The organism is Roseovarius conchicola, from assembly GCF_041403425.1.
Classification (GTDB): domain Bacteria; phylum Pseudomonadota; class Alphaproteobacteria; order Rhodobacterales; family Rhodobacteraceae; genus Roseovarius; species Roseovarius conchicola.
The window spans coordinates 126956-139242 of record NZ_JBGEHK010000003.1 but is presented as its reverse complement, the minus strand read 5'-3'; the positions used below and the strand labels follow the sequence as shown (position 1 = coordinate 139242).

The following is a 12287-nucleotide window of genomic DNA, read 5'->3' as shown; positions in this document are numbered from 1 at the left end:
CTTGTTGGATGCTTGGCTATGTTTCAGGTGAAGGTCAGGACAGGGACTTCGGCGTCCTCGGCGACGTCGGTGATCAGCATGTGGCCGGGTTTGTGCGTGATGCAGAGCGGCAGGCGCGCCGCCTCGATTGCGACCTGCGGGGTCACGCCGCAGGCCCAGAACACCGGTACGCCGCCGGGTGCAACCGGGGCCGGGTCGCCCCATTCCGGTGACGAGACGTCCCTGATGCCGATCCCGGTAGGGTCGCCCCAATAGACCGGCGCGCCATGGGCAAGCGGGAAGCGGCGCGATATCTCGATCACCTCCTCGACCCGGTCCTCTGGTACGGCGCGCATCGACACGACCATCTTGCCGGAAAAAGGCCCCGCCGGAACCGTGTCGATGTTGGAGCGGAACATCGGCACCGTCGTGTTGTTTTCGATATGCCAGACCGGAAGCCCGGCTCGCATCAGCGCATGTTCGAAGGTGAAGGAACAGCCAAGCGCAAAGGCGACCAGATCGTCCTGCCAGATATCCCGGATATCATCGGCTGTCTCTGTTAGCCTTCCGTCGCGATAGATGTTGTAGGCCGGAACATCCGTGCGAATGTCGATATCCTGACCCATGGTGAACATCATGGGATTGCCGGTGTCGGACACGCCGGTCAAAGGGCACGGTTTCGGGTTGCGCTGGCAATACCGCATGAAATCGAGGGCATAGGCCTCGTGCATGATGGCGAGGTTGGCTTGCAGATACCCTTGACCCAGACCGGCCGTATGCGAGCGGTACTCTGCGGTCCGTATCGCGGAACGTTGCGCGGTCAGTGTGCATGTTTTCAGCTGTTCGTAAGAATCGATCACGGAAGCCCCCTGGGTTGCCCAGAGGGTCACAACTTGAAGCTATAGAATCAAATCGTTTTTTTCTCTCGATTCTGATCAATTATTTTTATCACTATGATACGAAGTGGCCACCTCCAGAGCCGTCTTTGCCGCCGTCTCGATCAGATGGCTCTTGGGTTCACCCAGATAAGATGCGGTGAATTGCAGCGGTGACGGCACCCAGCCCGGATCAAATTCGGCGATGCGCCCGGCGGTGACATGTTCCCGGCCCAGGGCACGCGGTAGCGCGGCGACGCCCAGGTCGGCCTCGACCAGCCGGAAACAGGCCGAAAGCGATGTTGACGGGAAAAGCGATACGTCTGGCCCGACCCTTTCGAACAGCATTTCTTTCAGTTCACGGTAAGGGCGCGTGTTGCGTGCATAGGTCAGGACCGGGCGCGTCAGATCGGCTGCCGCAAACGGATCGCCCCGCGTCCCCGCGGAATACCATGCCAGATCGAACCCCGGCAGATCGATGTTGTTGACCTTGTGTTCCGAAATCGGGCCGAGCAGGATTGCAAGGTCGATCTCCCGGTTCATCAGACCCGTGCGCAGGTTGACCGAAATATCCACGTTGAATTCGATTTCGAGCCGCGGATAAAGCGCATGCAGGCGCGAGACCAGATCAGGAAGCCAGCATTGGGCGATGGTCTCGGACACCCCGAGGCGCAATCGGCCTTCCACGCCTCTTGGATCGACCACATCGCGCTCGACAAGTTCGGTCAGGTGTTCGAACTTTTCGGCATGGGCCAGAAGAAGCTCGCCTCGCTTGGTAAGCCGCATCCCGGCCGAGCGCCGTTCGAAAAGCGCGCAGGCAAGCGTGTCCTCAAGGTTCTTGATCCGCGCGGTCACAGCCGGTTGTGTCAGATTGAGGCCCGCCGCCGCCTTGCGCACCCCGCCGTGACGGATGACCGCCAGAAAGGTCCGAAGCTGCTCTATGTTAATCCGTGTCATCGTAGATTGGTCGCATGACCACATCGATCTGGGCAACCCAAACTTGCGACGCTCATGACCCAGAGGTCAGGTCTGCCGGCGACAGCACGCTTCCGTCAAGGCCATTTACTCCGGCAGTCCTGCCACGCGCAGATCGTTTAAGACGCGTTCAAGATCAGAGCTGTTGGTGTATTTCCCGTCATAGTTATGGCGGACGTCGACAATTGAATACTCGGGATCGAATTCAAGCAGGCGCTCAACGGCCGCTTTGGCGTCGTCCGTATTGTCAAGGCAGACCTGCAGGATGGCCAGCACCCGATATGCCATCGGGGGGATTTCGGACATTGCGTTCATGGTTCGCAGCCCGTCCTCGCAATGTCGCGTATGCCATTGAACCCATGCGAGATTCCATTTGATCCAATCCTGATGCAACGGGTCGAGGCGCACGACCTTTAGCATAAGTTCTTCTGCTTCCTCCGCCTGACCGCCATAGGTCAGGGCCTCGGCAAGAGAGGCCATTGCGCCCGTGTCCCCGGGGTTCAGCTCTAACGCCTGTTCGTATCGTGCAATCGCCTTGTCGAGCCGTCCTTCCTGAATGTGAAAATAGGCCATCGCCGAATGGCTGTCATAGTAATCCGGCCCGGTCTCAACAGCTTTCCGGGCAAACTCACGGGCCGCTTCCAACTCGGCTTGTGGCTCCTGATCTGTCCACCCCCAACGGTATTTATTGATGTGAACAAAGGTCAGCCCAACATACCCGAACGGTTGTGTCGGATCGGCCTCGACCGCTGCAAGGTTGGCCAGCCGCGCCTTCTCATTCCCCTCGGGTGTAAAATCGAACAGGTGTTGGCGTGCTTTCAGGTTAAGCAGCAGGGCCGTCAGTTTGGCCTCATCGGAATGTATGGCATCCTGGCCCTCCGAATTGATAACCTTCTGCGCCACTGTCGCGACGACCCGGCGGACAATGTCATCCTGCACGGCGAAGACATCGTTCAGATCGCTGTTATAGACTTGCGACCAAAGTTGATTGCCTTCGACGGCATCGACAAGCTGGATCGTGACCCGCAGCCTGTCGCCACTCTTTTGCTGGCTGCCTTCCAGCAGGTATCGCACACCCAAAGCCTTTGAGATGTCGGCAACTTTGGTCGGCGCCCCGCGAAAGCTGAAACTGGAATTGCGCGCAATGACAAAAAGCTCGGGGAAGCGGGACAGGTTGGCAATAACGCCCTCGGCAATCGCATCGCTCAGGTAGCCTTCCTCGTCTCCGACGCTGAGGTCTTCAAAGGCCAGAACGGCGATGGATGGTTTCGAGGGAAGCGGCAGGCTTGCAGGGGTTTGATCACCCGGGCCACCATCATTTGTGGCAGCCCAAAAAATACCCAGACCAATGGCAACTGACACCAGTATCCCGATCAGTCCAATTCTGGACCACGGACGGACACGCGTCGCACCAATGTCTGGTTGGGGTGCGCTTTCCTGTTGAACTGGCGTTGCGTTCAGGCGGTATCCTTTCTTGGGCCGGGTCTGAACAATTTTGTACTCGGAATCACCCAAGGCCCGCCTGATATCTGCGATACATTGCGTCAGGCTGTCATCGGTCACAAAGCTCTTGGCCCAGACATTTTCGATGATGATGTCTTTTGAGACGGTCTCGCCAATGCGGGTCACGAGATAGGCAAGAACGTCCGAACTTTGACTGCGCAAGTGGACCACATGCCCCGATTGATCGGTCAACTCCCTTGTTTGCAACGAAAAGCTGAACTCGCCCAAGGTGACGGGATTGGTCAATTTCATATCTTTTTCAGGTTTTGATCCGGACATTTCAGCCCCTCCCTGTCCAGTTGAATGTGCGAAGTGTCGCACAGAGAGGCAAGAACAATCGGCCGCGTCGTGGCATTCGCACTGCACCAACCGGATCGCGAAATCGCGACAGGACCCTGAAAGGAAAGACCATGAAACTTGTTCTGAAAATCGCCACCACCGCCATCAGCGCGCTTTGCGCAACAACAGCATTGTCAGCGGATTACACCATCAAGCGCTCGCTTGAGCTGCCGTACCCGGCGGTTGAAATCTGGAACCTGATTGGAGATTTCTGCGACGTCGACGATTGGCACCCGAGCATCAATGCGTGTTCCCTGAAGGTCGACGAAGGCTCGCTGGTTCGCCTGATCACCACCAATGACGGGGACGTTATTACGCAAAAACGCATCGCTGAGGAACCGAGCCTGTCTTACACCTACAGGACAGTCAGCTCATCCTTGCCGGTCGAGAGTTTCACCGCCACGCTGTCAATTGAACCTTTTGAGAAGCCATTGATCATGTGGTCCGCGAGTTTCTCGTCTGACGATCCGGCAACAGAACAGGCCGTCGTCACCGAGATGGAAGCAGGGCTGGCAGCAATCGAAACCATTCTGAGCGCGCGCTGACAAAGCGTTTGCCATCAAAAGGGGCCGTCCCGCATGGAAAATCAGAGTCCGCTCCCGGGACGGCACCGCGAAACGAAGTTTTGAAATCGGCAACAGGAGCCGTGTTCGCCGATGAGCGCGGGTATTTTTCATACATGTCATATCCGGTTTTCGCTGACCCAATAAGGTGTTTCGGGAAAGACCTGACACACAGCTCTCTCGCCGGACAAGTTGCGGTTCATGCTGGACGAACTGCTGGACGTGGTTGGCTTTGCAGACAGTCCTGAGCTATCCGGTCTCGGAAATTCCCTGCTATCAGGGAAATTTGCAGAGGAGTTTGGGAACTTTGCGCATCTGAGATAAATCGCAGTTGGCAAAATCCATTGAAAAGTTGAGCTTTTCCCACGAGATTCCCTAAAACTCTCAGCAGGGAAAACTCTTTAGCTTGCAACCTTGGCTCTGCGGTCTTTGAAGCGCAGTACCAACAGCAACCGGTGCCTCCGAGCGGAAACATGATCAAGCGGGCGTGGCTTTCCCGTTACCCTTATCTTCCGGAGATCACCGATGAGGACACCGTGTTTCAGAGCCGGGATACCGCCTCAAAAACCGGTCCGGAAAACGATTGGTCCGTGGGCACAATATGGCTCTTCAAGAATGGCTATTACTACTTGATAGATGTTTATCATGAGAAGCTGAACTCCCCCGATTTGAAAGTGAGGATGATCCAAAATGCGCGGGAACATGAACCTGGGATCATTCTGATTGAAGACACCGGTGTTGGTACAGGCTTACCGGAAGATCTCATTCGAGAAGGCTTCGATGCCATCGGTGTTGCGGCAACAAAGGACAAAGTCACCAGAGCCCACATTCAAACGCCAAAGTTCGAGCCTGGTCGCGTTCTTTTTCCGTATTCCGCTCCCTGGTTGGCTGATCTGGAGGCCGAACTTCTGGCATTCCCGTCCGGGCGGCACGATGATCAGGTGGATTCAATCACGCAGGCACTTGCATACGATATTCCGGTCGGACCGAGTGTGATCTGGATATGAGGATTGGTTGAATGACAGGACACCAGTAAAACAGGAAGAGGGTTACCCTCGAACGTTTCCAAAACCGTGCCTGAACGCGCTACCCAGAGCAGACCTCTATGTGCAACGCAGTAACGGGCGCCATGTAATGGCGGCAAGGCGGATAGCAGCAGTCATTGGACTAAATAGCGGCAAATATCGGCTTAGAGCCCGAAATGCTTTATGCTGCTCTGTGCACAAGCGACCTCTATCCGGGCTAAGCTGTCATCAGTTTTGGCAAGGACGCCTCAAAGCGGACATTCAGCTTCGCTGAAATTGACATGGGAAGTCTCCCGAGGCCGGATGCCAGAGCGCGTCAGTTTCAAAACGAATTATTCTGCCGCCACCAATTGGCAGTGTCCTAAGTCTAGGCCCGATAAAACTCGGCCCCCCATTCAACATCCGCGCGCATTATGGCTCCAAAATCCTCCACCTGTCCTGCCCGCATAGCCCTGCAAAGGCGCTTGTGGTCGGCGTTCCAGTCAAGTTTGGCCATCCCACCCTCTTGCAATCCGTGGAAAAGCGAGGGGCCTGTTTTCATCCACAACTGTTCGATCATCGAGATCAGGTCGGGGTTGTCCGCAAGGCGGTAGAGCAGGAAATGAAAGTGGCGGTTGTCGACCATGTAAGCGGCGAAATCGCGTAGTTTCAGATGGGCATCAATACGATCGCACAGGGCTTCCAGCTCATCCAGAAGCGCGGGGGTCAAGAAAGGATGCGCCGCTTGGACCGCTGCACTTTCCAGCAGGGCGCGCAGCTCGAACAGACCGGCGGCGCGTTTGCGGCTTAGACTTGGGACATTGAAGGCCTTTGCAGCGGCACTTTCGATCACTTGTTCTGAGGAAAGCCGTTTGAGGGCTTCGCGCACCGGCATCGCGCTGGTGCCAAACTCGGCCGCCAGCTTGCGCATCGACAGGCGGTCGCCAGGCGAATAACGCCCAAGGATCAGCCGGTTTTTCAATTCGGCATAAATCCCGTCAGACAGCGAAATGTCCCGGAGGGTTGTGGTGTCAGTCATGCAGGCAGACTGGCACGAATGGGGCGCGCTCGGCAATGTGCCATGCGCGCCCACAGTCTTAAGGGGATCAGCCTTTGAACCACCAGCGCTGGTAAGCGCGGGCGCCGTCCAGTTCCCAGGTGGAACTGACAGTCTCGTCATGACCGACCTTCTCACTATGCGCATATACGTAATTGGTGAACATCGGAACGATCGAGCCACCTTCGTCGCGCAGAAGCGTCGACATATCGCGGTACATTTCGGCCCGCTTGGCATCGTCCAGCTCGGCCTTGGCTTCCAGCAGGACTTTGTCGAACGTATCGTTACTCCAGAACGCCTCAGACCATGGCGCACCGCTTTGATAAGCTAGCGTATAGATCATGTCGGGTGTTGGGCGCGCACCCCACTTGGAGAAGATGAACGGCTTTTTCAGCCAGACATCTGCCCAATACCCATCACCGGGTTCGCGAATGGGCTTGAGAGTGATGCCCGCGGCCTTGGCCTGTTCAGCATAGAGCGTCACGAAATCAACTGCGCCCGGCATGATCGAATCCGAGGCTGACACATCAAGGGTCAACCCCTCCATTCCGGCCTCTTTCAGATGCCACTTGGCCTTGTCAGGGTCATAGGCGCGTTGCTCAATCCCTTCGGGATAGTAGGGCATGTTGGGCGAGATATGGAAATCATTGCCCAATGTTGCCGTGCCAAACACGATCTTCTCTATCAGCTCTTCGCGGTCCATCGCCAGTTTCAGGGCCATGCGCACATTGTTGTCGTCAAACGGGGCTGCGGTGACATGCATCGGCATGGTCACGGTTGAACCGGATGGCAGGTTGAGGATTTCCAGACCTTCACGGCGGCGCAAAAGTTCCAGCGTCTTGAGGTCAACCGAACTGACTGCATCCACATCACCCGACACAAGGGCTGTCTGTCGTGCGTTGGGATCGTTGATGGCAATCATTTCGACCGCATCGAAGTAAGCGCCTTCACCATGCCACCCGTCGTGCTTGGTCAGTGTCGCGCTGACGCCCGGATTGAAGTTCTCGACCTTGTAGGGACCCGCACCAATCCCGCCTTTCCAATCCAGATTGCCATCGGCATCCGCCGGGCAGATCGCGATGTGATAGTCAGTGAGGATGTAGGGCAGATCGGCCAGACCCTGATCCAGTTCAATGATCAGCGTGTGATCGCCATCGGCACGCACATCAACCACATTCCCCAGAAGGGATTTGGCCGCGGAGGTGCTGTCTTCGCCCATATGGTGACGGATCGACGCTTCGGCATCGCGCGAGGTGAATTTACGGCCATCATGGAAGGTGGCGTTCTGATTTAACTTGAATGTCCAGACCTTGGCATCGGCAGACGCTTCCCAGCTATCGGCCATATCCGGGCCAGCAGTGCCATCGGGGTTGATCGCTGTCATATAGCTGCGCGAGGCATGGGCCAGCTGGATCATGAAGACCGACAGGTACTGGCCCGGATCGTTTACATCCGAGGTGTTGGCATCGTGGATTGCGACGCGGAAGGTGCCACCCTGGCTGGGCGTCATTGCCGCAACTTTGTTGGTCCAGAGCATAGATGCCGCCGTCACCGACAGGCCCGCCGCTGTGGCATGGCCCATAAAGCTGCGGCGGCTGACACCTCCGCGTCGACCTGCGGCCGTGATGCGATCAAGAACAAGTTTATCTGTCTGTTTTTTCATTTTGCGTTTCCCTGTTGAATTATTATTGATTTCATTAAGGTCAGCCATCGCCAGCCTTATTTTAGATTTTTCGCCACTTGCTGGGCTCAAGCGTCTATTTTTTGATATTCCGGCGTGACACTCATCCATCACCCGTCTTTCGAGCGATGTATTTGATGAAATCCCAGATCGTCCCCTCGACGTCATCAGGGGCCAATGGTCCGCCATGATAGCCACGTGTGCGCAGCGCCTTTTGCAGGATTTCCAGCTTCTCTTTGTCCTCGACATTAAACGCCCGGCACAGATCAACATAGCCGCGCGTCGCCCCCGAGGTCGGCTCGTCCTTCTGGCCGGTCACGCCCCAGCGGATACGAACCTTGTCAGGGCCATCGGGGCGGATGATCATGAACAGCGTGAAATCTGTGCCCATTCCCACCATCAGGTTGGGATAGATCCCGTACATGGGCGAGTTGTGTTTCTCGTCCTCGGTCAGGTCCGGGTGGAACGGGCCGCGCGGTGGGTAATCGGGATCATAATAGGCGTGATAGCCGGTCCAGCCTTCGCCCGAGCGCATTTTCTTGCAGAGTTTGGTGGGTGTGATGGGATGCAGCGTGGTCAGATGCGTGGCGCTGAGGTGATAGCCCTCCATGAAGTTCTCAAACAGCGCCTTCCAGTTACACGCCCACACGTCCTCTTCCATGAAGACGAGGTGGCGATCTTCCTGATGATAGTTGTGGATCACCTCGGACAGGCCCTCAAGACGGGGGGCAAGTGGCGCGGCCAGACCATCGAGATTGACAAACAGCCAGCCTTTCCAGATTTCGCTGGCGAACTCGGGCAGGCCGCATTTTGACTGATCGAAACTGGGCTGTTTGCGCATCATGGGCGCGACCTTCAGGGCGCCGGTCGTGTCATAGGTCCAGGTGTGGTACTGGCAGATAAACTTGCGGGCATTGCCACTGCCTTCGGCCACGCGATTGCCCCGGTGACGGCAGACATTGGAGAGGATGCGCACCACGCCATCGGTGTCACGCACGACCAAAAGTTCCTCGCCCAACAGTTCGGTGGTAAAGAAATCGCCCGGATTGCGCAGCTCGCCGACATGGCCCACGCACATCCACTCGCGGCGCAGAACCTCTTCGATCTCGATCTCCAGAAACTTGGGCGAGGTGTAGAATTCAGCGGGCATGGCCCAGGCCTGTTCGACCGGGCGAGCAAGCCTATCCGCCAGCTCATGCCGGATACGGGCGACCTCATCATTGGCCTTGTCGAGCATCAAACAGCACCTTGCTTTGCTAAAACATGAATCTTACAGTCCTCAAAAGTGTGATCACAGTTTATTGATTCTATCAAGCTTATATGCAGGGGTATCGAAACCGTGATCACGAATTGGCCGAAATGAGAGGATCGCTATGTTTCTGAGAAATGCCTGGTATGTGGCGGCGTGGGGAGATGAAATCACCGATGAGTTGCAAGAGATCACCTTGCTGGAGGAAAGCATCTGCATGTTCCGCGACAGCAAGGGTGGTGTCGTCGCGTTGGAAAACGCCTGCCCGCATCGCAAGCTGCCGCTGACCAGGGGGCGGAGGAAGGGCGACACGGTCGAATGCGGCTATCACGGGCTGACCTTTAACGGTACCGGCCAATGCGTGCGTGCGCCCGGCAAAGGGGGTATCCCGTCAAACGCCAACGTCCATGCCTACCCGGTGGAGGAACGATATGGCCTTGTCTGGATCTGGATGGGCAACCCGGCCCTGGCCAGTGCGGAAGAGATTTTCCAGATCGAGCATTTCGATAATCCCGCTTGGGGGATGAACCGGGGCAAGGCGCTCGAAATTGACTGCAACTATCTTTATGTCACTGACAACCTGCTTGATCCTACCCATGTCGCTTGGGTGCATCAGTCTTCCTTCGGGCAAGCCGCGACCGAAGATACACCGCTCAGGATCACCAAGGCCGAGGATGGCGTGACCGTCTGGCGCTGGATGATGGATGTGGAACCGGCACCCTTTTACAAGAAGATTGTGGAATTCGAGGGCAATTGCGACCGCTTGCAGCATTACGAGGTGCGCTATCCCTGCCACGCCCTGATCAAGGCGGTGTTTACCCCTGCGGGAACGGGTGGCGAAGGGGGCCCGTTGCACGACAAGGTCTTCGTGATGGACAGCTATAATTTCATGACGCCGGAAACCCGCGATCGCACCCGCTATTATTGGTTCCAGCTGCGCAATATCCGTCCCGACGATGCGGCGCTTTCCAAGATGATGAGCGCCGATGTCAAACACGCCTTCGAGGAGGATCGCGAGGTTCTCAATCACGTGCAGAAGGGCATGGCCAACAAACGCACACCGCATATCGACCTGCCGATTGATGGTGGACAATTGCGGTTCCGTCGCCAGCTTGAAGTGCTGATCGAACAGGAACGCACCGCCGATGCGGCCCTGGCCTAAGACGATGCGGGCGGTGGAAATACTGGGCGATCTGGTCGCCATCCCCTCGACGCCGGGGCAAAACAATGCGGAGTGGGTGCGGTATGTTACGGACCTGCTGACGGCGGTTGGTGCGCGCGTCAACGTGGTGCCGTCACCCTTGGGGGATTGCGACGGCTTGGTGGCCAGCATCGGGCCGGATGTAGAGGGCGGCGTGGTGCTGTCGGGGCATGCGGATGTGGTGGTTGTCACCGATCAGCACTGGACCAGTGATCCGTTCGTGATGCGCGAGCAGGATGGGCGGCTGTTTGGTCGGGGCACCGCCGATATGAAAGGCTTCGTGGCCTGCGCCCTGGCGATGATGGAAGAGGCAGCGGCGCTGCCCCTGACCCGCCCTTTGCATGTGGCCATTTCCGGCGATGAGGAAACCACCTGTCAGAGCGCCATCAGCCTTGCGACGCATGTGGCGTCTGACCTGCCGTCGGTGCGCGGCGTATTGGTGGGCGAGCCCACGATGTTGCGTGCAGGCCATAGCCACAAAGGCTCGTACACCTGCGTGGTCACGGTCACCGGGCGGACGGCCCATGCCAGCCTGCCCGAAGCGGGGCTGAGCGCCACGGCATTGGCCGCGCGCCTGATGGTATGGATCGACGACCGCTCGGCGCAGACATCTGCACCGGAGACCACGACCTTTACCGTGGGCACCATCACCGGGGGGATCGCCAACAACATCATCGCACAACATTGCCAGTTTGAATGGGACATCCGGCTGTCGCCGCAGGACGATCTGGAGGAGGTGATTGCGGGATTGCAGGCGGAGGCCGACAGGTTGTTGGCTCAGGTGCATCCCCGCGTGCCCGAGGCCCGTATCGACATTGCGCGCACTGCATTTTTCCCGGGGTTTTACACCAAAACAGACCATGAATTTGCGCAGGAGTGCCTGGCGGCCTCAGGCAATAACGGGTTTGACAGCCTGCCCTATGGCACCGAGGCGGGCCTTTTCCAAGACGAGGGGCTCTCGGTCATGGTGATGGGGCCGGGATCGATTGATCAGGCCCACACGCCGGACGAGTTTATCGAGATTGATCAGCTGGCCCGCTGTATGGCCCAGTTACGCGCCTTGGTCTGAAAGCTGATCAAGAAACGCCCGCACCGGGGTGTTGACGGCGTCGGGGTCTTCGGCCAACGCCATGTGCCGCAACCCCGGCAGGATCAGGGCGGTGCCACCGTCGACCCCCTCCGCAATGGCCTTGGTCATCTCGGGGCCATTGCCGTAATCCTGATCCGCCGTGATCGCCAGCGTGGGCAGCGACAGGCGGATATCGGGGTTGGTGATTTCGTCAATTCCGTCGGCCAATACCCTGTAGATCGTCGGGTAAATCTTTGGGTCATTGGCCAGAACCCAGTGCCGGACAAGCGCCATCATATCGGGGTTCCTGGCGCGGTACTCATCGGTGAACCAACGTTCCAGCGCGGCCTCGACCGTGGCATGTGGCCCTTGGCTTTCCGCTTGATCCACGCGGGTCAGAATGGCGGCTTGCGCCTCCGGGGTACGCCGGTGCGGTGAATTCAGAATAACAAGCGCGCGGGCCAATTCGGGGTGATCCATAGCGAAGCGGCGACAGATCATCCCGCCCAGTGAAAAGCCAATAATCACCGCATCAGGGACATCCAGAGCAGCCATTAGGCTGACAAGCTGCTCGGAAAACAAGGACAGGCTGGGCCGCTCGGGCGGAACCCCGCTTTGCCCATGGCCATAAAGGTTATAGGTGATCACATCATAGGCATCGCTGAGCGCGGGCACCATCCATTGCCAGACCTCGCGGTTCAACCCAAGCCCGTGGATCAACACCACACTCGAGGCGTTCTGTGGTCCTGTGCGCTCATAGGATGTGCCATCGGGTAACTTGGGCATCCAACG

Annotated in this window: 12 protein-coding genes; 5 read left to right on the top strand and 7 right to left on the bottom strand. The window is 57.5% G+C overall.

The genetic code is table 11. The annotated features are described in order from the left end of the window. Positions 1-23: 23 nt before the first annotated feature. From V6N02_RS09875 to V6N02_RS09865, 3 genes are all read right to left on the bottom strand, one after another. Positions 24-839, bottom strand: a complete 816-nt coding sequence (locus V6N02_RS09875; protein ID WP_371225413.1) for a putative hydro-lyase — start codon at positions 837-839, stop codon at positions 24-26. A 75-nt stretch (positions 840-914) separates the two neighbouring features. Continuing rightward, complete coding sequence (locus V6N02_RS09870; RefSeq protein ID WP_371225412.1) at positions 915-1811, bottom strand: LysR family transcriptional regulator; 897 nt, start codon at positions 1809-1811, stop codon at positions 915-917. Positions 1812-1916: 105 nt separating this feature from the next. Continuing rightward, positions 1917-3584 carry a winged helix-turn-helix domain-containing tetratricopeptide repeat protein gene (locus tag V6N02_RS09865; RefSeq protein ID WP_371225411.1) on the bottom strand — a complete coding sequence of 556 codons (1668 nt, stop codon included), beginning with the start codon at positions 3582-3584 and terminating at the stop codon, positions 1917-1919. Between the two features lie 158 nt (positions 3585-3742). Between V6N02_RS09865 and V6N02_RS09860 the strand changes: the two genes are divergently transcribed. From V6N02_RS09860 to terL, 3 genes are all read left to right on the top strand, one after another. Then, positions 3743-4216, top strand: a complete 474-nt coding sequence (locus tag V6N02_RS09860; RefSeq protein WP_371225410.1) for an SRPBCC family protein — start codon at positions 3743-3745, stop codon at positions 4214-4216. Positions 4217-4435: 219 nt separating this feature from the next. Continuing rightward, complete coding sequence (locus V6N02_RS09855; protein ID WP_371225409.1) at positions 4436-4558, top strand: hypothetical protein; 123 nt, start codon at positions 4436-4438, stop codon at positions 4556-4558. A gap of 149 nt (positions 4559-4707) precedes the next feature. Beyond that, positions 4708-5241, top strand: coding sequence for a phage terminase large subunit (gene terL, locus V6N02_RS09850; protein ID WP_371225408.1), 534 nt, complete (start codon positions 4708-4710; stop codon positions 5239-5241). Between the two features lie 385 nt (positions 5242-5626). On the opposite strand, the gene V6N02_RS09845 is transcribed toward terL, so the two are convergent. The 3 genes from V6N02_RS09845 to V6N02_RS09835 form a co-directional block, all read right to left on the bottom strand. Then, positions 5627-6277 (bottom strand): GntR family transcriptional regulator, encoded by a 651-nt coding sequence (locus tag V6N02_RS09845; protein ID WP_371225407.1) that lies wholly within the window; start codon positions 6275-6277, stop codon positions 5627-5629. A gap of 67 nt (positions 6278-6344) precedes the next feature. After that, a complete protein-coding gene (locus V6N02_RS09840) occupies positions 6345-7958 on the bottom strand; it encodes an ABC transporter substrate-binding protein (RefSeq protein WP_371225406.1) in 1614 nt (537 codons plus the stop codon). 121 nt (positions 7959-8079) lie between these two features. Beyond that, positions 8080-9213, bottom strand: coding sequence for an aromatic ring-hydroxylating oxygenase subunit alpha (locus V6N02_RS09835; RefSeq protein WP_371225405.1), 1134 nt, complete (start codon positions 9211-9213; stop codon positions 8080-8082). A 136-nt stretch (positions 9214-9349) separates the two neighbouring features. Here V6N02_RS09835 and V6N02_RS09830 point away from each other — a divergent pair, with 136 nt between their 5' ends. Continuing rightward, entirely contained in the window at positions 9350-10387 is a 1038-nt protein-coding gene (locus tag V6N02_RS09830) for an aromatic ring-hydroxylating dioxygenase subunit alpha (RefSeq protein ID WP_371225404.1), read from the top strand. Next, positions 10371-11495, top strand: coding sequence for an acetylornithine deacetylase (argE, locus tag V6N02_RS09825; protein WP_371225403.1), 1125 nt, complete (start codon positions 10371-10373; stop codon positions 11493-11495). The genes V6N02_RS09830 and argE overlap by 17 nt, the downstream gene beginning before the upstream one ends. On the opposite strand, the gene V6N02_RS09820 is transcribed toward argE, so the two are convergent. Beyond that, positions 11478-12281 carry an alpha/beta fold hydrolase gene (locus tag V6N02_RS09820; protein ID WP_371225402.1) on the bottom strand — a complete coding sequence of 268 codons (804 nt, stop codon included), beginning with the start codon at positions 12279-12281 and terminating at the stop codon, positions 11478-11480. The genes argE and V6N02_RS09820 overlap by 18 nt on opposite strands. Positions 12282-12287 lie beyond the last annotated feature (6 nt).